Origin of the sequence: Streptosporangium sp. NPDC023825, from assembly GCF_040639575.1 — a bacterium.
Taxonomy (GTDB): Bacteria; Actinomycetota; Actinomycetes; order Streptosporangiales; family Streptosporangiaceae; genus Streptosporangium.
Genome location: NZ_JBFAAE010000045.1, coordinates 47872 through 71105, shown reverse-complemented (window position 1 = coordinate 71105; position 23234 = coordinate 47872). Strand labels below are relative to the sequence as shown.

The following is a 23234-nucleotide window of genomic DNA, read 5'->3' as shown; positions in this document are numbered from 1 at the left end:
CCTCGCGCACGACGGTCCGGCTCGTGCCCAGTTGCCGGGCCAGCTCGTTCTCGGTGGGCATGCGGTCGCCGGGCCGCAGGCGCAACCGGCTGATCGACTCCAGCACCTGCTCCGCGGCCACCTCGTAGCCCGGCCGGTACGCGCCTTCCGCGCGCGGAGTATCGATCACGCTCCCCGCGCCCTCCCCGAGAGCGCGACCAGCTGAGGCCCGGATCAGCATCAACCCTTGCTTTCCGCCCGGCAATGAATGCTACACATCCGGCTCGCCCTCGGATTCATACACCGGCGAAAGGAAAGATGAAGCCGTCTAGCTGCACTTATACTCGAAAGAGTTCCCACTCTGACAAAGGTCCCCCTGTGAGGAGTCAGAAATAAGTGGGCTTAAGGTCTTGACGCGCCTCAGCGTGAGGACCGTAATTAGTAGCTAAGTCTCCGGGATGCCTCCTTTCGGGGGTCTCCTCCTCGGCTGGACCGCATCCGGAGTGGGGCACTCCGTGGCGGTCGTGCGTCGTGGCCTGGCCGCCTCGACTCACGCAGTCTCTAAGGATCACCCTCCGTGGTGCCATTCGCCGGACACCGCGGTATGTCTGGAGAATCATGTGAGCGATCGGAACGAGCTACGCGAACGTGACCGACGCCGGAGTCGCCGGCTGCCGGCGCTGAGTGCGGGACGGTACTCGCCGGCCGTGCCACCGCCATGAGGGCGGCTTCATGGATGGCCACGCGGATCAGCGACGGCAAGCCGATCGTGTAGGTGAACTTCACCAGGCGGCTCACGGCTGAGCCGTACCGGCCGAAGCCACGGAGGCCAGGCCGGACATTGTCGTCCACGACGGTGACGCGAACGGTTCCGACCGCCTCGAAGCAGGGCGCGGTTGTTCGGCAACACCGGTAAGAACCGGCCGGACGTGGTGTTCAGCGCGGAGACCAACGAAACGGTGTTGAGCCGCCACACCGGCCGGCTGAGGTTCCCACCCCCCGATGAAGGAGAACCAAGTGGTGTCCCCATCCAGACGTGTCGATACTCGAACCGCAGAGGGAGTCGCGTGATGTCGAAGAACAGATCCCTCTTCGGAGCGATCGCGGTCGCGGCCCTCCTCGTCCTGTCCACGGGTCACGCGGCGCTGAGCGACAGCCTCGGCGGAACCACGTCGTCCACGGGTGCCGGCGCCCTCGCGCCCACCGCGGGGTGTGGCAAGACTCCGACGCTGAGAAGCGGTTCGCAGTCGATCACGACCAGTGGGAAGAACCGCAGTTACATCCTCAGGCTTCCCGACAACTACAACAACACCACCTCCTACCGGGTGTTCTTCGGGTTCCACTGGAACGGCGGCACCGCCAACGACGTCGACTCGGGCGGAACCAGCGGGTACCCCTGGTCCTACTACGGGCAGAGGGCGCTGTCGAACAGCAACGCGATCTTCATCGCGCCCCAGGGCCTCAACAACGGCTGGGCCAACTCCGGCGGCGAGGACGTCACCTTCGTCGACGACATCATCCGGCGGATCGATGCGGATCTGTGTGTCGACACCTCCCAGCGCTTCGCCATGGGCTTCAGCTACGGCGGCGGCATGAGCTACGCGCTCGCGTGTGCCCGGGCGACGACCTTCCGCGCGGTCGCGGTCTACGCCGGCGCGCAGCTCAGCGGATGCAGCGGCGGCAACGACCCCATCGGGTACATCGGCCTGCACGGCCTCAGGGACCCGCTCAATATCTCCTCGGGCCGGTCGCTGCGCGACAGGTTCGTCAGGAACAACGGCTGCACCCCCCAGAACCCGCCGGAGCCGGCGCAGGGCAGTCTGACGCACACCGTCACCTACTACTCGGGGTGCCGGGCCGGGTATCCGGTCGCATGGGCCGCTTTCGACGCGGGTCACACCCCTGGTCCCTGGGACGGGTCCGCCGGCGACTACAACCCCCACGAGAGGTCCTGGACCGGGCCGGTGGTGTACGCCTTCTTCTCGCAGTTCGGTGACACGAACCCGACGCCGACGCCGACCCCCTCGATCACCCCGTCGCCCTCGCCCTCTGCGACGCCGGGGAGCACGAGTGCTCTGCGGGGTGGGGGGTCGAACCGGTGCCTGGACGTCAACGGCGCCTCCCAGGCCAACGGCGCGCTGGCCCAGATCTGGGACTGCAACGGGGGCGCCAACCAGCGGTGGACCTCCAACAGCTCGGGTGAGCTGAGGGTCTACGGCAACAAGTGCCTGGACGTCAACGGGGCCGGGACCGCCAACGGCACCGCGGTGCTCATCTGGGACTGCAACGGCCAGAACAACCAGAAGTGGCGCTTCAACTCCGACGGCACCATCACCGCGGTCGGCAGCGGCAAGTGCCTGGACGTGTCCGGCAACGGCACCACCAACGGCACCAAGGTGCACATCTGGACCTGCCTGGGCACCAGCAACCAGAAGTGGACCAGGAGCTGATCCCCTTTTCGGAGCTCTGAGACACCTTTGGGATCCCCCGCCGGGAAAAGTGACCGTCCCGGCGGGGGATCCCCTTCGACGACGGGGCCGTTTTCGCATGTCTGCCCGCCCTCGGGAGATCAGCACGTCCTCCCGCACCCGGACGGCTGCGCCGCGGGTGCGCCGACCGGGCGGCCTCGTCCGGGGCCCGCCACGTCCTGGACGCCGGGTGCGGCACGGGTAACCTCGCCGCTCTGCCTCGCCGACGCGCCGCTACCGTCACCGGGCTGGAACCCGATCCCGCGACCGCCCGCGCCGCGGCGGAGCGCTTCGCCGACAACCCCACGGTCGCCATCGTCCAAGCCGACTTCGCCGGGCGTGACCGCGGCGGCGATGGGACGCCGTCACTCTCGTCGCTGTCTTGCACCACCTCTGGCTGGCATCTGCCCTGCGTGAACTGCGTGGCTGTCTCACCCCGGGCGGGCGCCCTGCCGGCCGGAGAGAAATTCGAAGGGCATGGGCCAGGAACGTATGCCCGGTAAGCAGGGCAAACAGATGCCGTCACCGGACCGGTACGAAGATCACGATTTCTGCACCCAGCCTTTTCCGAGGCCGGCGGGCGGCTCATCGAGAGCCTGCGGAGCCGACGGCGGTTGCCGGCCACCTCACCTGGACAGTGGCTCCTCACATGGTTGCTAATTCGTATGAGTAACTGATATCAAATGAGGTGGGGAGCCGGTGAGATCGGTGCGGGCTCAATGAGATGACCTCGGGACTGAGAGACAGTGATGGTCAAGAAGACGCGAGCTCCCAGGCAGAGCGACATCGCGCGGCTCGCCGGCGTCACTCAGTCCACGGTCTCGCTCGTGCTCAACGGTCGCGCGGCGGCGGAGTCCATCCCGCAGGCGACGCAGGATCGCGTCCACGCGGCCGTCAAGGAGCTCCAGTACGTCCCGAACGTCGCGGCCACCTCGCTGCGCGGGGGGCGCAACGGTCTGATCGGGGTCCACACCTTCGAGCCGGTGTTCCCCGTGACCTCCGACGACTACTACAACCCGTTCCTGGTGGGGATCGAGGAACAGGCCGTCGAGCTCAAGGTCGACCTCGTGCTGTTCGCGTCCACGCAGGGCGACGACGGGATCCGCAGGATCTACGCCAACGGGGCCAACCGGCTTCGTCTGGCCGACGGCGCGGTGATGCTGGGTATGGAGCAGAACGAGGAGGAGCTGGTCCGCCTCGCCTCCGAACAGTACCCGTTCGTGTTCATCGGGCGACGAGACGGCGCGAGCGCGCAGCTCCCGTATGTGGCCCCCGATTACCACCAGGCGCTCGCCCTGGTCCTCGAGCCCCTCGCCGAGGCCGGCCACCGCCGCATCGCCTATCTCGGGGAGACCGCGCGCAGGAACCCGCAGGAGGCGCGCTACGAGAGCTTCCGTGAGCATGTCGCCCGTCTGGGCCTCGGCTCGGGCGACCCGCTCTTCGTCGCGCCGGACGAGCTGAACGCCGAGGTTTTCCACGGGATCCTCCGCGAGGGCTCCACCGCGCTGTTGATCGAGAACCACGACTCCGCGACGATACTGGCCGCCATCGCGCAGGCCGCCGGGCTCGACATTCCCCGCGACCTCTCGGTCGTGGTGCTCGACACCGTGCCCGACGTGTCGCCCGCGCACACCTGGAGCCAGATCCGGATGCCGCGCCGCGCGCTCGGTCGTCGCGCCATCTCCGTGCTCATGGAGCTGCTCGACGGGACCATCCCGAACACCTACCACGAGTTGCTCCCGGTCGAGCCGCCCTCGACGGCGACCATCGCCAGCCCGCACACGTCCCCCCCGGCCATCTCGACCTGAGCGGGCCGCGCCCCGCACCCCGCAGCAAGACCGAACAGTTTTCTACTCATACGAAAAAGGAGATCCGATGAAGGCTGATGCTCCACGGCGCGCCCGGCGCCGGGCCGGCGTCACCGCGCTGACGATCGGCGCGGTCCTGCTCGCCGGATGCGCCTCGGCGCCGGCCGACGACGCATCGCCGAGCGGCGACGGGCTCAAGGGGAAGACTCTGACCGTCTGGTTCCCCGGAACCAACCAGACCGAGATCGACCTCGTCACCGGACCGATCGCCAAGGCGTTCGAGGAGAAGACAGGCGCGAAGCTCGATGTCACCTTCGTCGACTGGGGCGACCTGTCCACGAAGCTGAACGCCGCGTTCGCCGCGGGGACCGCCCCGGACGTGTTCGGACACGGTCCGGCCGCGATCGCCGACTTCGTCGTCAACGACCGGCTCGAACCCCTCGACGACTATCTCGCCAAGCTCGACTCGGCAGACCGGGAGGACATGGCCGCCGCCCTGCCGGGCGGACAGGTTGACGGCGTGCATTACCTGATGCCGCTGTCCATGCAGGGCAGCTTGATCGTGTACGACGCGGCCGACTTCACCGCCGCCGGGCTCGACCCCGACGCGCCGCCGAAGACATGGGAAGAAGTGCGCGCCGCCGCGGAGAAGCTCACGGTGCGTGACGGCGACACCATCACCCGCTCCGGGCTGCTGGTGCCCAGTCAGGCGATCGGCCGACAGCAGACGTTCGCCTCACTGCTGGGATCGGCGCGGGGATCCCAGTTGAACGAGCAGGGCACCGAGGCCACGTTCAACTCCGAGCAGGGTGTCCAGGCGCTCGAGTTCTTCACTCATCTGTTCGCCGGTCCCGACGCGGTCTCGGCGAACCTCGGCGAGGACTACGTCAACGCGCCCGCCGCGCAGCAGCCGATCGTTCTGGACACGGCGGCGATGGAGATCCAGTCGGCCAGCGGCGCGAACCAGATCGTCGCCGCGGCCCCCGACCTGGACCTTCGTGTGATGCCCGCCCTGCCCTTCGAAGGACAGGATGAGGGCTCCGCCCTGGGAGGATCGGGCCCCGGCCTGATGATCAACAGCGACAGCAAGGTGAAGAACCTCGCGTGGGCGTTCATCTCGTACATGCTCGATCCCAAGGTCAGCGCCGAGTACACCCGGGGCATCGGCGCTGTTCCGGTGCGCGCGTCCGCGGCCAAGACGGCCTACGTGAAGGACAACCCAGTGCTCCAGGCGTTCGTGGCGAACGCGCCGAACTTCAAGCCCAACCCGAATGTCCCGGGCTGGGTGCAGGCGCGAGACACGCTGGACAAGCACCTCGAGCAGGCGCTGAACGGCGTCGTGCCCGCGCAGAAGGCACTGGACCAGGCGAAGGTCGAGGTCGACAAGGTCCTCAAGCAGAACCGGTAGGAGCCTCTCATCGTGTCGACCAGCACTCCCCGCGCCACTTCGCCCCGCCCCGGACACCGTCGCTGGAACCGCATGCAGCTCATCGGTCTGCTGTTCGTGCTTCCCGCGGTCCTGTACATCCTGATCTTCCAGATGATCCCGGTCGTCTACGGGTTCATTCTCAGCTTCACCCACTACAACCCCATCCGCCGGGGCGGCCCCGAGTTCACCGGCTTCGACAACTACGCCGAACTCGTCGGCAATCCCGAGTTCGGCAACGCGCTGCTGGTCACCGGGCGGTATGTGCTGCAGGTCCTGCCGCTGACGGTCGTCATCGCCCTCGGTCTCGCGATGCTGGTGAACCGGCCGTTTCGCGGAGTCGGACTTTTCCGCTCCGCGCTCTACCTTCCGCACATCGTCTCCCTGACCGTCGTGAGCCTGGTCTGGCTGTGGATGTACTCTCCGAACGGCCTGTTCAACGACATCCTCGCCACGTTCGGCCTTCCCCGGCAGAAGTGGCTGCTGGATGCCGACACAGCGCTCAACGCCGCCTCGGCCATGCGGATCTGGAAGGCGCTCGGCAGCAACATGGTCCTCCTGCTGGCCGGTTTGCAGTCCATCCCCCGCAACCTGTACGAGGCCGCCCGCGTCGATGGCGCCGGTCGCTGGAACACCTTCCGCTACGTCACGCTCCCAGGGCTGCGGCCGATGCTCGTCTACGTCGTGACGATGGACATCATCTTCCTCGCGCAAGGATTCGCCGAGATCTATGTCCTCACCAAGGGCGGGCCTCTGGGGTCGACCACGACCGTGAACTACCTGATCTACACCGAGGCGTTCCAGTACAACCAGCTCGGGTCGGCGTCGGCGATGGCGTTCGTGCTGTTCGCGTTCATCGTCGGGTTCTCTGCGCTCTCCGTCCGCTCGCTCGTTGGGAGACAGAAGTGACCGTCACTCGACCTACGGCGACCACGTCACGACGCACGACGAGGATCAAGGGCACGTCGCGCGTGCCGGCCATGATCTTCCTCTACGTCTTGTCGTTCCTGATCGTCATGCCTTTCCTGTGGATGATCAGCCTGGCCTTCACGCCGAGCAACGAGGCGTTCGGTTCCGTCTCGCTGATCCCCGCCAACCCCACACCGGAGAACTTCGGCACGGCGTGGACGGACGCCGACATCGTGCGGGCCATGCTCAACTCGACGATCGTCGCCGTCGCCGTCGTGGCATGCAACAGCGTCTTCTCGGTCCTCGCCGGCTACGCGTTCGCACTGATGCCGTTCCCCGGCAGCTTCGGCGTCTTCGTCGGGATCGTCGCCACCACGGCGATCCCCGTCTCCGTGACTCTCATACCGCTGTTCCTGATGGCGCGCGGGATACCGCTGGCGGGCGGCAACGACATCCTCGGGCAAGGCGGCAGCGGGCTCCTCGACACCCTTGCCGGGGTCATGCTCCCGTACCTGATCCTGCCGATGAACATCTTCCTCGCTCGTCAGTACTTCAGCACGGCACCTCCCGAGCTCGCCGAGGCAGCACGCATCGACGGCGCCGGCGAGTGGCGAATCTTCCGCTCCATCTACCTGCCGCTGGCGAAGCCGCTGATCGCCGTCGTCGCGATCTTCTCCTTCGTCGGCGTCTGGGACGACTTCCTCTGGCCGCTGGTGGTGACCAACACGGAGAGCTCCCAGACCGTGCAGCTGGCGCTGGCGCGATTCCTCGCCAGCGGCAACATCCAGTACGGCCCGCTGATGGCCGGCGCGGTCATCTCGACCATCCCCGTCGTCGTCCTCTTCCTGTTCAACCAGCGCGCGTTCGTGGCCGGACTGGCCGACGGCAGCGTCAAGGGCTGACCGGCCCGACCTCTCGAAAGGAATCCTTTGCCCATTTCCGCCATATCCACAGATCTCCTCGTCGTCGGCGGAGGGCTCGGAGGCGTCGCGGCGGCGCTCACCGCCGCGAAGCTCGGATGCCGGGTCGTCCTCGCCGAACGCTCGACGTGGCTGGGCGGACAGCTGTCCACGCAGGCTGTGCCGCCTGACGAGCACCAGTGGATCGAGACCTCCCTGACCTCGCCCAGCTATCGGGCGCTGCGGGAGGCGATCCGCGGTCACTACCGGCGCGCGTACCCGCTCACCGAGGACGCCGCCGGGATCGAACATCTCAATCCCGGGATGGGCTTCGTCTCACGGATCTGCCACGAACCACGCGTCGGGGCCCTGGCGGTGGAGGAGATCCTCTCGGCGCATATCGCATCCGGGGCGATCACCTTGCTGCGCGAGCACACCGCGGTCGACGTGCGCCGGGATGGGCGACGGATCACGTCGGTGACGCTTCGCGCGCCGAACGGCGATCGACTCGAGGTGCGCGCGACCCTGGTCGCCGATGCGACGGAGGAGGGCGACCTCATCGAGCCGGCCGGACTGCCGGTGGTCATCGGCGCGGAGGGGAGGGACGAGACCGGGGAGCTGCACGCCCCCGACGTCGCCGACGTCCACGACCAGCAGGCGGTCAGCTGGTGCGTCGCCCTGGAGTACCGCCCGGGGGAGGAGCACACCATCCCCCGGCCCGATCGCTACGAGCACTGGCGCGACACCATCGACCCGCGCTGGCCCGCCTCCCAGCTGTCCTGGGAGGACGTGGTCCCCGACACCCTGCAGCCGCGGGTGCGCCCGTTGTTCGCGCAGTCCCCGCAGGAGGCGATCCACACGCGTGCGGACGATCTCTGGCAGTACCGGCGGATCCTCTCCAGGCAGCTGCTGGACCCGGCCTTCACCGGCGGGGAGATCACCCTGGTCAACTGGCCGCAGATCGACTACTGGGAGCTGCCGCTGCACGGCGTGAGCCCGCAGGCCCGTGAGAAGGCGCTGGAGGGCGCACGCTCTCTCACCCTCAGCTTCGTGCACTGGATGCAGACCGAGGCGCCTCGCCACGACGGCGGGTTCGGCTACCCGGAGCTGCGTCCCCGCGGGGACGTCATGGGCACGGCCGACGGTCTCGCGAAGGAGGTGTACATCCGGGAGTCGCGGCGCATCCGAGCCCTGTTCACCGTCACCGAGGGACACATCGGCCGCCAGATGCGCGGCGCCGACGCGGGAAGCGCGATCTTCGCGGACAGCGTCGGCATCGGCTACTACCGCATCGACCTGCACCCCAGCACGTCGGGGCGCAACTACGTCGACATCGACTGCTTTCCCTTCCAGATCCCCCTCGGCGCGCTGATCGCGGCCGACGCCGACAACTTCGTCGCCGCGAACAAGAACATCGGCACCACCCACATCACCAACGGCGCGTACCGGCTGCACCCGGTGGAGTGGTCGATCGGCGAAGCCGTCGGCGCCCTGGCCGCGCGCGTCGTGGAGACCGGTCTGGACCCGGCGCGGATCCGTGAGGACCCGCGGCAGCTGACGCGGCTGCAGCAGGTGCTCTCCGAGGATCTCGGGGTGTCCCTGGCCTGGCCGGAGCAGATCCGCACCGGCGGGGCCGCGTTCGACCGTGTCCCGATGTCGCCTGATGACGCGGCGCCGGCTCCCGCGCTGCGCGCCGTCTTCGACCGCACCGACGGGATCGGGAGGAGCAAGAGATGAGACTGCGACGAACCGACGTGCGCGACGGCTGGACCCTCCTCCACCTGGAAGGAAGGGCGCCCGTCGGGTTGGGTGGCGTGCGCGTCCCGGCCGAGGTCCCCGGCACCGTGCACACCGCGTTGCACGCCGCCGGCGTCACCGAGGATCCCTACCTGGACGATCAGGAGTCCGCTCAGACGTGGATCGGCCGGTCACGGTGGCGATACCGCACCGACTTCGATCTCGACGATCTCGGCCCCGGACTTGACCTCGTCTTCGACGGCATCGACACGGTTGCCACGGTTAGGCTGAACGGTCACGAGCTCGGCCGCTCCGAGAACATGCACCGCAGCTACCGGTACGACATCCGAGCCGTCGCGCGGCGCGGATCGAACGCCCTGGAGGTCGACCTCGAGTCTCCCGTCCGCGAGGCCGACCGCCGCTCGCTGGAGCTGGGATACCGGCCGCATGTGAACTCCCACCCGTTCAACGCGCTGCGCAAGATGGCATCCAGCTTCGGCTGGGATTGGGGGATCGACACGGCCAGCGTGGGCATCTGGCGTCCGGTGCGGGTGGAGCGGTGGACCGCGCGGCTGAGCGACGTGCGCCCCGTCGTCACCGTGGAGGGTTCGCTCGGGCTGCTCGCCTTGCACATCGATGTCGCCCGCACCGATCGCGATCGGCGCCTCGCCGTCCTCGTGACGATCGGGGGCCGGACGATCCGCGCCGATCTGGGCCGGGACACCGACCGGATCGTGGTCGACGCGGAGGTTCCCGACGTGCGGCTGTGGTGGCCTCGCGGGCACGGCGACCCCGCGCTCTACGACGTCGAGGTCGCCCTGATCGATGTCAGCGACCCGGCGTCCGAGGCGGTGCTCGATGAGCGCGACCAGCGCATCGGGTTCCGCACGGTTCACCTCGACACGACACCCGACGAGCACGGCACTCCGTTCACGGTCCGGATCAACGGTCGCCGCATCGAGATCCGCGGTGCGAACTGGATCCCCGACGACGCGTTCCCGCACCGGGTCACCCGTGACCGCTACGCCGCCCGCATCGGTCAGGCCACGTTCGCCGGGCTGAACCTGCTGCGCGTCTGGGGAGGTGGCATCTACGAGTCCGACGACTTCTACGATCTCTGCGACGAGCGAGGGATCCTCGTGATGCAGGACTTCCTGTTCGCGTGTGCCGCCTACGCCGAGGAGGAGCCGTTGCGCGGCGAGGTCGAGGCGGAAGCGCGTGAAGCGGTCACCCGCCTCGCCGGGCATCCGTCGCTGGTGATCCTCAACGGCAACAACGAGAACCTCTGGGGCCTTCACGAGTGGGGCTACCTCTCGCGGCTGGACGGCGCCACGTGGGGGGCGTGGTACTACCACGACCTCCTGCCCAGGATCGTCGAGGAACTCGCGCCGCACATCGGATACACCCCCGGAAGCCCGTTCACCCCCGCCGGCAGCGGGCTCGGCGACGACCCGGATCACAACGACCCGCGTCACGGCAGCATCCACATCTGGGATGTGTGGAACGAGAAGGACTACCTCCACTACCTCGACTACACGCCGCGGTTCGTCGCGGAGTTCGGCTGGCAGGCGCCACCGGCCTGGGCGACGCTGACGCGTGCCGTCTCCGACGACCCGCTCACGCCGGAGTCTCCGGGCATGGTCGTCCACCAGAAGGCCGTCAACGGCAACGACAAGCTCACCGACGGGCTGCTCCCGCACCTGCGGCTGCCGAACGACATGTCGGACTGGCACTGGGCGATGCAGCTCAATCAGGCGGCCGCGATCCGCACCGGGATCGGATGGTTCCGCTCCCGCGCGCCGATCTGCTCCGGCACCATCGTCTGGCAGCTCAACGACTGCTGGCCGGTGACCTCCTGGTCGGCCGTCGACGGTGACGGGCGCGCGAAGCCGATGCTCTATGCGCTGCGACACGTCAACCGGGAACAGCTGGTCACGATCCAGCCCGCTCCGGACGGTCTCGAGGCGGCGATCCTCAACGACACCGACCAGCGATGGGACGGCGAGCTGCTGCTGGAACGCAGAGACTACGAGGGCGCGCTCCTGGCAGAGGCCGCCATCGCGGTCGCCGTCGGACCCCGCGGCGCGCAGCGCGTCCGGATCCCCGACGAGATCGGCACCGCCTCCTTCCCGGAACGAGAACTGGTCGTCGCGGCCCTCCACGGCGTCCGCGCCCTCTGGTTCTTCGCCGAGTACCGAGACAGCGCGCTCGCGTCGGCGTCGTTCCGCGCCGAGGTGAGCAGGATCCCGGAGGGATACGAGCTGACCGTCCAGGCCAGAACGCTGATCCGGGATCTCACCCTCCTCATCGACAAGGCCGATCCGGCGGGGTTCGTCGACGACGCCCTCATCACGCTGCTGCCTGGGGAGCAGACCACGCTGCGGATCCACAGCACCGAGGAGCTGGACCTCGAGACCCTCAGCGCGCCCGACGTGCTCCGATCCGCGAACCAGCTCGTTGCGTCAGTCCAGGTGATGCCCCGACGAGCACAGGCAAGGGCATAGCCCGCGCGGTCCCGGAGACAGTCCGGCACAACTTCACAGAGCTCACTTCGATGTACGCCTGTCCCCCAGGAGGTTGATCATGGAAGATCGGTCCGTTCCCTCAGTGTTTCGTCTGTCCCTCTCCCGCCGACAGGCCCTCGTCGGCATGGCCACGGGAACAGCGGTGTTCACCCTGGCGATGAACACGGCAAGGCCCGCGCTCGCCGCGACATCCGAGATCGGCGGTCCGCCGGCCGATGTCACCGCGTTGCCACCCGGTGCCCCCGACCGCGGTCTCTTCGCCGCGGCCGAGCAACGACTGGCTCCGTATCTGGCCGTGCTCGCGCCCTTGGCGAACGGGGTGGAGGATGAGGACCCGAACACGCACGGGTTCATGAGGGGCGGGTTCTGGCGGTCGCCGGCCGAACCGTTCAACGCCCGGGTGCAGGAGAACGTCTTCACCCTGTCGTGGTTCCACGCGAACGCCCGGAGCTGGAACCCCTACACCGGTGACCCCGCGCTGCTGGCGCGCCTGGACGCCGCCATCGGCCACTACCTCAAGCTGCAGAAGCCGCAGGGCTGCTGGCCGGAGTACTCCGCCGGAGAGCTGTCACGACCCGCGACGGGCTTCGCGCTCGGCTTCCTCACCGTCACGCTCGTGGAGCTCCAACGCACCGGCGCGCTGCCCGAGACCCAGAGCAAGATCATCACCGCCCTCCGCAAGGCCGCGGACTGGTTCCTGGACCCGGCCAACCCGCTGGTCTGGTCGAACCCGATCCCGTACACCAACCAGGTCGCCGGGGGCCTTCTGGGGATCGCGGAAGCACTGCCGTTGCTCGGCGATCCCACCCTGGCCGGCCGTCTCAACGAGCGGATCGACGTGCTGGCCCGGGACGGACTGAGCCCCGTCGGCTATTTCTACGAGCAGAACGGGAACGACCTGGGGTACTCGCTCGGTGTCATGACGCCCGACCTGGCGGCGCTCCACGAGACCACCGGCTCACCCGTCGTGAAGCGGATGCAGGAGACGTACTACGAGTGGATCCGGTACAACTTCGTGCGTGAACCCGACGGCGCCGGCTGGTTCTGCAACGTCGCGACGTCATCGCGCACCTCTCTCCACATCCTCGATGACGTGAAGGACGACGGCTACAAGGCGGACATCAACTCCCTGTGGACGCCCAGCATCCCCGTCTCGGCGGCCTTCACGACGGCTCAGGAGGACAAGGCGGCCCTGAGGGCGGAATGGGCGGCGTCGACCGAACCGGTGCCGCAGCCGCCGGCAGGCCAGGTCGATCCGCAGGTGGTGCGCCTCTCCACCTACCCCGAGAAATTCCCCACCCGTGCTGACAAGGATGCCGCGATCGGCACCATGCCCTACCTGACCTCCGACAGCTTCGTGGAGTTCCGGACCGATCCGCGCGGGCAGCAGTTCCTCTTCGTCAGAAAGCCCCCCTACTACTTCGGGGGCCTGTTCGGCATCCGTGCCACATCCCGGGTCCAGAGCGGGCTGAGTTTCCTCTGGCACCCGGATGCCGGCATGCTGCTCTACAGTACGAACAACTCCGTGGAAGGGTGCTGGGGCACGCATCGTTCCGCCCAGTTCACCAGCATCGACTCCAACGGGAACCTGCTCGCCCGGTACTTCCGGGGCGATCCGGCCCGAAACGATGAGCTCGCGCTCGACGAGGTGGGCTCAGCCGAGCATCTCGGCATCCGCTACACGACGCCGGACGGTCGGCTCACGAAGGACGTCGATCTCCGCGCCGATGCCCTTCGCGTCAAGGTCACCGCGCTCCAGCACTCGACGGAGCGCATGCCTCTCGTGCTGCGCGGCGACGATCGTCTGACGCTGCTCGGTCCGGTGGAGACGGAGTGGACGCCGGGTGCCGACGTCACGGGCGAGGGCACGGGGCTGCGCGTCCGGCGTGGTCGCACGGACATGGTCATCGAGTGGAACGCGACGCTGACGGCTCGGGTGGTGCCGAAGACGCAGACGTACTTCAAGGACGCCTCCCGGCGCCAGCACATGCTGCTCCTGCCGTTCGGCACCGAACTGGAGTACACGGTGCGCTTCGCGGACGTCACGGCGCTCGACGTGACGGCAGCGGTCACCTCACGCACGCGCGGCGGGAAGGTGCACCTGTCGGTGGCGGCGACGAACGGCAACGCCTTCCCGGTGGACGTGGCGATCGCCACCGTCTACGGCGACAAGACGTTCAGGAACGTGGTCCCCGGCAGGACCGTGAGCGCGTCGATCAATACGCGGCTGACCTCCGTCCCCGCGGGCGTGGCCACCGTCACCGCCACAGGCGTCGCGCACGGTGAGACCGTCACCGCGACCAGGTCCGCCGGCTACGGAGCGTTCCCGGCCGCATCGTGACTCGCGGCCTCCCGACGCCCTCCATCTTCAGTACGACGATGACCACGAAGTGCTCGTGAGCACTTCCGCAGTCCCTGCGTTTCCTGGAGAAGGATGTGATCCCGATCGAAGAACAAAACCGCCCAAAGTGGATGAATTATCTCTTTTCTGGGGGCTTTGGCGTGGCAAATACTACGACGCGGGATCCGGAGTGGCGGGAAGGGCCACCCGGAAGGCGGCGCCTTGGGCGGGGGCCGTGCGAAGTTCTACGCGGCCGCCGTGGGCGGTGACTATGGAGCGGACGATGGCCAGACCCAAGCCCGTTCCACCATCCGCGGTACGACTGCGTGAGCCGTCCGCGCGATAGAAGCGGTCGAACACGTGGAGCGCCTGCTCGGCGGTCATCCCGGGGCCCGTGTCCTCTATCACGAGCACGGCCTCGTCTCCGACCGTGCCGACGCCGATTCGTACCGGGGTGCCTGAGGGGGTGTGGGTGACGGCGTTGCCGACGAGGTTGGTCACCACCTGCCGCAGCCTGGCCTCGTCACCGTGGACCGGTGCCGCCTTGGGAGGACCACCGCCGGGGCCGGTCAAGGTGACCTGACGGGTGGGGTCCAGGGTACGCAGGTCGTGGTGGGCGTCGGCGGCGAGGGTGCGGAGGTCCATGGGCGCGAGATCCATCGGCAGGGCGCTCTCGCCCTCGTCCAGACGGGCCAGCAGGAGCAGGTCCTCGACGAGCCGGGCGAGACGTTCCGCCTCGCTCTCGATACGGCTCATGGTTCGGCCGACGTCGGGCAGGCCGCCCATCCGGTGCAACTCGGAGAAGCCTTTGATCCCGAACAACGGTGTGCGTAGTTCGTGGCTGGCATCCGCCACGAAACGCCGCATCCGGGCCTCCGACTCCTCCCTGGCGGCGAAGGCCGTCTCCAGCTGGCCGAGCATGCCGTTGAGCGCGCTCGACAGAAGGCCCACTTCGGTGCCTGGTGCGGCCAGCTCGGGAACCCTCTGAGACAGATCACCTCCGGCGATGGCGGCCGCGGTCTCCTCGATCCTGCGCAGCGGCCGCAGTCCTCCGCGCACGGCGAACCAGCCGATGAGGGTCAGCAGAGTCAGCAGGACGACAGCGGTGATCAGACAGACAAGGCTCAGCCGGGCGAGCGTGGATCTCACACCGCTCAGCGACGCGGCCACGACGACGCTACCGCTTCCCGCGGAAGGCGTCTGTCCCGGTGGTGACCGCCGCGGGACCTGCGGCACCACGATCACCCGCCAGTTTCCGGGGCCCGCCTGCCCGGGCGTGTCGAAGGGCCGCCCGCCGAGCCGGGTGACGGCCTCGGCGTCGAGCGGTGGGAGCCGTGGGCTCTGGTCCTGTCCCCGCGCCGACAGGTTTCGCTGCTGCCGAGTCGTGCCGTCCGGAGCAAGGTAGGCGACATACACCTGGTCGATCAGGCCCATGCCCGGGATCCGCGGAGCCTGCGTGCCCTCTTCGGAAACGGGCGATCGAGTCAGCCCCGGGGGAACGCGCGACAACAGCGCCGCGAGTGGTCTCAGCTGCTCGTCCACCCGGCTGACCAGATGGGAGCGGAGGGTGGCGATCGCGACCACGCTGCTGACCATCAGGCCGGCCGTCAGCAGGGCCATCGTGATCAGCAGGAGACGGCCGCGGAGCGAAAGGCCCTTCGAACGTCGTCCCGGTTTCCTGGAATCCCCGGGTACGGCTGCGCCCACGGTCATGACCTGGGCCTGTGCAGTATGTATCCGACGCCGTGCATGGTGCGGATGAGCTTGGGCGGGGTGGTGTCGACCTTGCGCCGGATGTAGCTCACGTAGGTGTCGACGATGCTGGAGTCGCCCGCGAAGTCATACCGCCAGACGTGCTCCAGGATCTGGGCCTTGGAGACCACTTTCCCCGCGTTCAGGATCAGGTAGTGCAGCAGCCGGAACTCGGTGGGCGACAGGCGTACCGTATGACCGCCTTTCATCACCTGACGGCCGTCAGGATCAACCTCCAGATCGCCCACCCTCAACGTCCGGTCGTCGGGAAGAAGTCCCGTGCGGCGCAGCACGGCCTGGATCCGGGCGAGTAGCTCCTCCAGGTTGAACGGCTTGGTCACGTAGTCGTCACCGCCCAGCCGCAACCCGTTGATCTTGTCTTCCGCCGTGTCGCGGGCGGTGAGGAACAGGACGGGGACCTGACCCGGGTGGCCGCCGCTCAGCGGTCGGGGAAGCTCCCTGAGGCGGCGGATGACCTCGAAGCCGTCCATGTCCGGCAGCATCACGTCGAGCAGCACCAGGTCGGGCGGTTCGCGCCAGGCGACGTCCAGGGCCTCGGACCCGTTGGCGGCGGAGTTGACCGTGTAGCCGGCGAAACGCAGGGTGGCCGACAGCAACTCCCGCACCACGGGCTCGTCATCGACCACCAGCAGCCGGTACCCGTCCATTCGCCTTCTTCCAACGGCCGACATCTTCCAAGCGCGCTCCCTCCTGAGGATAAGGACCGGCGCGCCGCACTCGCCGTGCGAGATCGACGCCGCCACTCCGGCGAGCACACCGAGAGCCGTGAACCCCGTGATGACCGTGACCGTGGCCAGGACAATCCACGCGCATCAGATGTCCCGCGAGCGGAACAGGACGAGCGCGGCCAGCAGCAGGGCGAGCACGGTCGTGGCGAGCACGGTGAATCCCGCGGGGGCCGACAGACCGTCGATGACCGGGTTGAGCGTGAAGAGGCGCATGCCCGCGGCGGTCGGCCAGTATGTCAGAACCCACCTGGCCAGCCAGTCGGGGAAGAGGGACGCCATGGCAGGCAGCATCAGCAGGAATGATCCGAGGGCGATCGCTCCCGCCGTCCTGCGGAGCAGGAACCCCATGGCGACGCCGTACAGGCCGATCAACGTCATGTACAGGCCCGCGCCGGCGATCGCACCCGGTACGCCCGGATCCGTCAGGGCAGCGCTCGGGGCGCCCTGAGCGGCGAGCATCGTCTGGCTGATCAGGAAGGATCCGAGAGCGATGAGCGGCCCGCTGGGGAGCAGGATCATGGCGACGACGGCGACCTTGCCCGCGAGGAGACGTCCCCGTCGTGGCACGGCGGTCGCGCTGGTCCGCATCATTCCCGAGGCGTACTCGGAGGTGACGGTCAGCACGCCCACCGCGCTGACGAGCAACTGCGCGAGCATCAGGCCGCGGAACGCGGTCGCAACGGGGTCGAAGGACGTCTGATCTTCGGCGGAGGCACCCATGTAGGCTCTGCCGTTCGCCGTGCCGAACAGGAAGCCGTAAAAGAGAGCGGTCACGAACGCGCCGGCCAGCACGTATCCGGTGGCGCGGACGCTGCGGAACTTGGTCAACTCCGAGCGCAGGACATCGGCGGAGAACGTGGTCATCGCCCGGCCCCTTCGAGAACGCCGAACTCCACGCTGTCGCGGGTGAGTTCCATGTACGCCTCCTCAAGGGAGGTCCGGTGCGGAGTCAGCTCGTGCAGCACCACTCCGTGAACCATCGCGATCTTGCCGATCTCCGCGCTCTCCATCCCCGCCACCACCAGGGCACCTTCCGTTCCCGGCCGTACGGTTGCACCGGCGTCACGCAGCCGGTGGGCGAACTCCTCAGCGTCCGGTGTACGCACCAGGACGGTCCCCCGCGAGTTCGACCGCATGAACGCCTCGAGCCCGATGTCGGCGATCAGCCGGCCGCGGCCGATGACGATCAGATGATCGGCGGTCAATGCCATCTCGCTCATCAGATGGCTGGACACCAGCACCGTCCGGCCCTCGGCGGCGAGATCCCGCATGAGGGTGCGGATCCACACGATGCCTTCCGGGTCGAGCCCGTTGACCGGCTCGTCGAACATCAGCACCGGCGGATCCCCCAGCAGGGCCACGGCGATGCCGAGCCGCTGGCCCATGCCCAGGGACAACCCGCCCACTCGCCGACCGGCTGTCTCGTGGAGGCCGACGAGCCCGAGCACCTCCTCGATCCGGCTCCGCGCGATGCCGTTGCTCTGGGCCAGGCACAGGAGGTGGTCGAACACGCTCCTGCGCGGGTGTACGGCACGGGCGTCCAGCAGCGCCCCCACCTCGTGCATCGGTGAGGGAAGGTCCGCGTAGCGGCGCCCACGGATCGTCGCGGTGCCACTCGTCGGCGTGTCGAGGCCCAGGATCGCCCGCATCGTGGTCGTCTTGCCCGCGCCGTTCGGGCCGAGGAACCCGGTGACCGCACCCGGCCTGACCTCGAAGCTCAGATCGCTCACCGCCGCGACCTGGCCGTAACGCTTGGTCAACCGCCGTAACTCAATCATGTGACGGAGTCTGGACCAGGCGGCTGCGCGATCTCGGAGAGGATCTGTGAGTCTTCTGTGAATCATCCGGCTCGCGACGGCGTCGAGGCAGCGCTCAGGTGATGCCGGGTCCGGAGCTCACAGGATATTCACACGGGGTCGACGGCTTCGAGGAAGAGAACATGGTCGAGGACCCGCGCTCGTTCGGTGGTTCCCGGCGGCGGGCGGAATCGGGCCGGACGTCATCCTTGGACAGTCGTTGTGAGATCAACGCGGGCGTTCCCTGGTTCCGGGGGAGCACGGTCGCCGCGATGATGACGCTGTTGACGATGGTTGCGGTGACGGTTCGGCGGGAGGTGTGCCGGCTTCGTGACGTCGGGGGTCGAGGAACATCGGAGCGAGAAGCGGTGCCAAAGACACGTGATCATGGTCTTTGGCGTGACGATCAGCCGGGCCCGGTGGTTCCGGTGATCAGTGCGAACAGCGGCAGGCCCATGTTGTGGACGGTGTGGACGGCCACCGCAGGCCAGATCGACCCGCTGCGGCGCATCGCCTCGGCGGCGATGATGCCCACCACGAACGCCGTGGTCATGGCGATGTTGACGCCGTGGAAGAGGGCGAAGATCGTCGAGCTGGACAGGACGCCGACGACGGGCCCGTAGCGCAGCAGGGCGTTGGTGACGACACCGCGGAAGAGGAACTCCTCGCCGACGGGGGTGAGGACGGACAGGAAGGCGAAGGTCAGGATCAGGGGCAGCACGCCGCCGCCGGCCGCGTCGTGGTACGGGCCTTGGGGATTGGCGTCGAACCCGGTCAGGGTGATGACGGCGTAGTTCACCACGCCTTTGAGCACGAACGCGATCACGCCCGCGGCCGCGCCAATGCCCAGCTCGGCGGGCAGTGCGACCACGTCACGACCTCGTCATGACATTTCCTGGCCGGACGTATGACGCAGCGTCACCGGTGGCGCCACGAAACGCGGAGAACAACGGACACGCGGCGCTGCTCGCTCCTGGAGAGCCACCCATGGACACCGAAGCCCCGCGCATCCCGCCGACGGCCGCCGCGACCGTCTTCCTCTCGTGGACACCCCGGCGTGGCGTTCGAACGCGCCCGCGGGCGCACGCCACCCGGCGCCACTCCTCATGATCGATTGTAGGGTGAGGCGTTCGCTCCCATCCCCTCCGAATCCCCAGGAAGCGTCCCGTGTTACGTCGCCACCGCTCGGCCCTGCCCGCCCTGCTCGTCACCGGTCTGTACGGCGCCGCGCTGACGCTCGCCGTCATCGTCGCTATGGTCTCTGGTGACCTCGGCCCGTTGTGGTGGCTGACACTGTTCGCGACCGTGACCGAAGGCGTCGCGGCGACGGGGCAGAACCTGCTCCTCCTGGTCCTGGCCGGGCTGTCCTGGGCATGGGGGATCTGGCAGGTCCTGCGCGGGCCGCTGGGCGGGCCACCCCAGCAGGACCGGAACACCCTGCGGTTGCGGGTGGCGCTCTACGTCGCGACGGCCACGACGTGGCTGCTTTACGGCATCGAGTCGTGGATCTGGGCAGATGCGACGGTGATCGTCTCTGCGGTGATGTGGGTGGTCGTGCTGCTGTTCATGCGGGTGCTGGACGGCGACCGGCCGTACATGCGGGGCGCGGGGGTGCTGGGGTACGGCGGTTTCACCGTCATCGGCGTGCTCGACCTCGTCGGCCGGCCCGTCCCGGACGAGGTGGAAATGATCTGCGGCCTGGCCGACCTGGCCTGGACGGTGCTGATCCTGCGGGCCCAATGGCGCGACGACCGCTGGGAGACGGCGACCGTCGCATACGGTATCGCCGCCCTGGTAGTGCCCATCTTCCTGATGCTGGCGGCATTGCCGTTCCTGGAGGAGGAAAGCGGCGCCGAGGCTCTCGGTGCGGTCTCGAGCGTCCTGATGATGATCTGGCTGGCCCGCTCCGCCCACGACCTCGCCGCCCCGAACCACCGACCGGCCACCCGGACCGCGTCGGGGGCATGAGCCGACGAACGGCCGCGTTGCCGGCCATCGCCGCCGCGCTCGTGTCGGCGGCGATGGCCGATGTAGCCGCAAGCTCCGAGCCACCTGCAAGTCCTGCAACCGGGACCGCCGCCGCCGTGGCGCATCTCCGTGCTCCGGCGGCGAAACGATCACGGCCATCCCGGGAAGCGATCTTCACCAGGGCGTCATCGTCCCTGCTCGATCACACTCGTGAACGCCCACAAGACCGAAAGGCTCGACTCCAGATAGTGGAATCGGGCTTTCTTGCTGTATCTCCGGTTAGCTCCACCGGTCTTGTCCGGGCAGCTTGAGCCACATGTCGGCCTGACCGTTGATCGATCGATCGGTCGTCGGCCGGCCGCAGGCCCGCTCCGGCGAAGCAGTAGGCCTCGGCTTGGTGGTGGTAGAGGTAGGTGGCGAGGATCTCCTCCGCGGATTCCTCGGAGCAGACGCTGCCGCCGCCGGGGTGGGTGTCCCATTCCTCGATGGCGCCGTCACGGGCGACGGCCCCCTGGTTGCCGCTCTTGGGATTGGCGAACAGCCCGTGGCAGACGGTGCCCACCGACAGGCGTTTCATGACGCCGGGGTTGGACGCGGCGTATCCACACGGCTGAAAGACGACGCATCCGCCGGGCACGTCGGTGACACCGATGAGGGCCAAGCCGGCGTCGAGATCCGCCCAGGGATCCTCCATGATCTCTTCAACGTCGGCGTCATCGGCCGGTACGGCCTCCAGGCGCCGTACCGCCTCGGCAGCGGTGATGCCGGCGACGCAGGCGAGGCTGTGGCCGTCGTCGTCGAAGCGCCCCAACGCGGAGATCAGGCGTCTGGCCCCTGCCACGGCGGCGGCCTCCCAGGAGGCTGGAGTTTCGCGGTTCTCAGCGGGCGCGTCGGGCTCGCCGAGGGCTGGTGGGTGTGGCGCCACTGGTCGAGGAAGGGGTCGTTGGTGACGGTGACGAGCAGAGTGATCAGGATGGTCCGGGCGACGCGGCCGTGGGCGAGCCGGTTCTTCGCATCACCAAGGCCGAGGTCGTGGCCTTCGAAGCGGGTATCCGCCTGGCGAACCGCTCGCCTTGAAGGCGTGAGTCCACCCGGCGGTTCCAGGAAACGATCGATCTTCCTGCGGGAGGCGATCTCCCAGTGCGCCCGTTACGCCAGGTCGTCCACTCTCGTGAACACTCATGCAAGCCCTGGACGAGTGCTCATTCGCCTGGCGCGTGCTGCCGCAGGAAGTCTCGCGCCGCGGCCTGTGCCTGGCCCGCTTTCGGGCTGAGCCAGAAGCCCAGGTGATCGTCGTGTTCCATCCAGTGCCATTTTGCGCCGGGTATCCGCTCAGCCGCGAACTTCCCGTGGTCGAACGGCACATCGCCGTCCTGCGTGCCGTGGATCAGCAGTGTCGGAGCCGAGATCCGCTCCAGCGGCAGCCCTCCGCGTCGGGCCTGCACCGCGTCGTTGTCCGTGCCCTCCCAGCGCTTCTGGTAAGGGAACGTCGTATCGAACATCGCTTTGAAGAGCTCCCGCACCTGCGGCGTGTTCATGATGTGCGAGACGCGCTCCGCCCGTTGCCCGTCGGTGTAGGTACTGGTCTCGTTCAACGTCCCCGCGACGACGGTCTCGAACGAGACCTCCGCCGTCAGCCGGGCCAGCTTCTGGCCCACCGTGTCCAGGAACGCTCTCCGCAGCGGCGAGCCCGTCCCGGCAGGCCGCGGTTTGCTGACTCCGCCGACGGAGACCAGTGCCCAGATCCGATCCGGATGGCGCGCGGCGAAGGTGTAGCCCACCGGGCTTCCTGCCGAGACCGCGAGGACTCCGACCCGGTCGATGCCGAGCTCGTCCAGCAGCGCCGCGAGCAGGTCCGCCTGCTCCTCGTTGGTCCGGCCGCTCTCCAGCGGCGTTCCGAGGTAGCCGGGCCGTGAGGGGCTGAGAACGCGGAACCCGTCCTTCTGCAGCCAACCGGCGAACAGCCGTCCCTGGTCGGCTCCACCGAGCCCGGCGTGAACAGACAGCAGCACAGGGCCTTCGGTGCCGTACAGGTCGTACTCGATCGGGCCGAGTCGTGTCATGGCGGTCCGCAGATCGATCCGGATGTCACGGAGGATCGGCCGGCGTGGATCGGTGTGGATGCCGCCGTCCCAGAGGACGAGCCCGGCGACTCCCAGCGCCGGCACCCCGATCAGAACGGCGAGCGTCACCAGGACGATCCTGACGACTCTTCGTTTTCCCATGGCTTCACATCCTTCGGGTATCCGGGTGGGGGCGCCGCCGGTGCCGTGGTACCCGATGCCGGGGCGCGGTGGCGGCCCGAGACGGGGCTGCCCGCCGTATCTCCGGATCAGGTGAGTCGCTGAGCTCTTTCAACGGGTCTCGGGCCGGGCGAGGACGGCGATGCCGATTATCAGTGCGAAAGCCGACAGGGCGGTCAGAGTACGGATCGTGTGGAAGAGCTCCCACTTTTGCAGGATCTCGGAGTGACCGGCCGGGGCGGAGGCGGCGGCCCATCGCCTGATGTGGGCGTGCAGCGGGACGTTGCCGAAGACCGTCACCAGCAACGAAGCCACTGCCAGGGCACCGGCCCCGAGCGCCAGGCGCCGTGGCAGGCCGCGGCAGACGACGGCCAGGCCGAACGAGGTGAGGATCGCCAGAGCCATCGCACTCTGCATGACCGGCTCGTTGACCTCCATCATCGCGGTGTGGAAGGTCAGACGCACGTCCAGTGGGACGGTCCTGAAGGTGGGGACCACGTTGGCCGCGCCGTACCCGAAGGCTCCGGCGAGTATCCCGGTGGTCAGCAGCGCGGCCCCGTGGACGTACCTGGCTGGGGTTCTCATGGCCGTAATCGTCGCTCGCCCGCCGACGCCGGTCGTCGCACCGCGGGAG

General features: G+C 68.3%; 20 protein-coding genes. 11 read left to right on the top strand and 9 right to left on the bottom strand.

The features are described from left to right. On the bottom strand, nt 1-220 hold a 220-nt coding region (locus AB0G15_RS30620), incomplete at its 3' end, for a GntR family transcriptional regulator (protein ID WP_362846418.1). 829 nt (nt 221-1049) lie between these two features. Between AB0G15_RS30620 and AB0G15_RS30615 the strand changes: the two genes are divergently transcribed. From AB0G15_RS30615 to AB0G15_RS30575, 9 genes are all read left to right on the top strand, one after another. Next, a complete protein-coding gene (locus tag AB0G15_RS30615; RefSeq protein ID WP_362846416.1) occupies nt 1050-2429 on the top strand; it encodes a lectin in 1380 nt (459 codons plus the stop codon). Between the two features lie 68 nt (nt 2430-2497). Next, a complete protein-coding gene (locus AB0G15_RS30610) occupies nt 2498-2950 on the top strand; it encodes a methyltransferase domain-containing protein (RefSeq protein ID WP_362846422.1) in 453 nt (150 codons plus the stop codon). A gap of 246 nt (nt 2951-3196) precedes the next feature. Next, nucleotides 3197-4255, top strand: a complete 1059-nt coding sequence (locus AB0G15_RS30605; RefSeq protein ID WP_362846414.1) for a LacI family DNA-binding transcriptional regulator — start codon at nt 3197-3199, stop codon at nt 4253-4255. A gap of 67 nt (nt 4256-4322) precedes the next feature. Next, nucleotides 4323-5663, top strand: coding sequence for an ABC transporter substrate-binding protein (locus tag AB0G15_RS30600; RefSeq protein WP_362846412.1), 1341 nt, complete (start codon nt 4323-4325; stop codon nt 5661-5663). 72 nt (nt 5664-5735) lie between these two features. Then, entirely contained in the window at nt 5736-6590 is an 855-nt protein-coding gene (locus tag AB0G15_RS30595; RefSeq protein WP_362846410.1) for a sugar ABC transporter permease, read from the top strand. Beyond that, the gene (locus AB0G15_RS30590) at nt 6587-7492 is read left to right on the top strand and encodes a carbohydrate ABC transporter permease (protein ID WP_362846408.1); all 906 of its coding nucleotides are present in this window, start codon (nt 6587-6589) and stop codon (nt 7490-7492) included. The genes AB0G15_RS30595 and AB0G15_RS30590 overlap by 4 nt, the downstream gene beginning before the upstream one ends. 27 nt (nt 7493-7519) lie before the next feature. Beyond that, nucleotides 7520-9226, top strand: a complete 1707-nt coding sequence (locus AB0G15_RS30585; protein ID WP_362846406.1) for an FAD-dependent oxidoreductase — start codon at nt 7520-7522, stop codon at nt 9224-9226. Continuing rightward, nucleotides 9223-11730 carry a glycoside hydrolase family 2 protein gene (locus AB0G15_RS30580; RefSeq protein WP_362846404.1) on the top strand — a complete coding sequence of 836 codons (2508 nt, stop codon included), beginning with the start codon at nt 9223-9225 and terminating at the stop codon, nt 11728-11730. The genes AB0G15_RS30585 and AB0G15_RS30580 overlap by 4 nt, the downstream gene beginning before the upstream one ends. Before the next feature lie 145 nt (nt 11731-11875). After that, a complete protein-coding gene (locus AB0G15_RS30575; RefSeq protein WP_362846402.1) occupies nt 11876-14092 on the top strand; it encodes a hypothetical protein in 2217 nt (738 codons plus the stop codon). Nucleotides 14093-14263: 171 nt separating this feature from the next. On the opposite strand, the gene AB0G15_RS30570 is transcribed toward AB0G15_RS30575, so the two are convergent. The 5 genes from AB0G15_RS30570 to AB0G15_RS30550 all read right to left on the bottom strand — a co-directional run bounded on the left by AB0G15_RS30570 (nt 14264) and on the right by AB0G15_RS30550 (nt 19260). Then, complete coding sequence (locus AB0G15_RS30570) at nt 14264-15712, bottom strand: HAMP domain-containing sensor histidine kinase (RefSeq protein ID WP_362846400.1); 1449 nt, start codon at nt 15710-15712, stop codon at nt 14264-14266. Nucleotides 15713-15801: 89 nt separating this feature from the next. Next, a complete protein-coding gene (locus AB0G15_RS30565) occupies nt 15802-16512 on the bottom strand; it encodes a response regulator transcription factor (RefSeq protein ID WP_362846398.1) in 711 nt (236 codons plus the stop codon). 165 nt (nt 16513-16677) lie between these two features. Then, nucleotides 16678-17457, bottom strand: a complete 780-nt coding sequence (locus tag AB0G15_RS30560; RefSeq protein ID WP_362846396.1) for a hypothetical protein — start codon at nt 17455-17457, stop codon at nt 16678-16680. Continuing rightward, the gene (locus AB0G15_RS30555) at nt 17454-18371 is read right to left on the bottom strand and encodes an ATP-binding cassette domain-containing protein (protein WP_362846394.1); all 918 of its coding nucleotides are present in this window, start codon (nt 18369-18371) and stop codon (nt 17454-17456) included. The genes AB0G15_RS30560 and AB0G15_RS30555 overlap by 4 nt, the downstream gene beginning before the upstream one ends. 424 nt (nt 18372-18795) lie before the next feature. Continuing rightward, nucleotides 18796-19260 carry a CPBP family intramembrane glutamic endopeptidase gene (locus AB0G15_RS30550; protein ID WP_362846392.1) on the bottom strand — a complete coding sequence of 155 codons (465 nt, stop codon included), beginning with the start codon at nt 19258-19260 and terminating at the stop codon, nt 18796-18798. A 296-nt stretch (nt 19261-19556) separates the two neighbouring features. Here AB0G15_RS30550 and AB0G15_RS30545 point away from each other — a divergent pair, with 296 nt between their 5' ends. Then, entirely contained in the window at nt 19557-20357 is an 801-nt protein-coding gene (locus AB0G15_RS30545) for a hypothetical protein (RefSeq protein ID WP_362846390.1), read from the top strand. 202 nt (nt 20358-20559) lie between these two features. Here the strand turns inward: AB0G15_RS30545 and AB0G15_RS30540 are convergent, their stop codons facing one another. After that, nucleotides 20560-21198, bottom strand: coding sequence for a DUF6461 domain-containing protein (locus AB0G15_RS30540; protein ID WP_362846388.1), 639 nt, complete (start codon nt 21196-21198; stop codon nt 20560-20562). Between the two features lie 74 nt (nt 21199-21272). Between AB0G15_RS30540 and AB0G15_RS30535 the strand changes: the two genes are divergently transcribed. After that, nucleotides 21273-21434 carry a hypothetical protein gene (locus AB0G15_RS30535; RefSeq protein WP_362846386.1) on the top strand — a complete coding sequence of 54 codons (162 nt, stop codon included), beginning with the start codon at nt 21273-21275 and terminating at the stop codon, nt 21432-21434. 125 nt (nt 21435-21559) lie between these two features. Here AB0G15_RS30535 and AB0G15_RS30530 read toward each other — a convergent pair whose 3' ends face one another. Together AB0G15_RS30530 and AB0G15_RS30525 are read right to left on the bottom strand one after the other, a co-directional pair. Beyond that, complete coding sequence (locus AB0G15_RS30530) at nt 21560-22582, bottom strand: alpha/beta hydrolase (protein ID WP_362846384.1); 1023 nt, start codon at nt 22580-22582, stop codon at nt 21560-21562. 129 nt (nt 22583-22711) lie between these two features. Beyond that, nucleotides 22712-23185: a DUF1772 domain-containing protein gene (locus AB0G15_RS30525; protein WP_362846382.1), complete on the bottom strand. Its 474-nt coding sequence runs from the start codon at nt 23183-23185 to the stop codon at nt 22712-22714. Between the last annotated feature and the right edge of the window lie 49 nt (nt 23186-23234).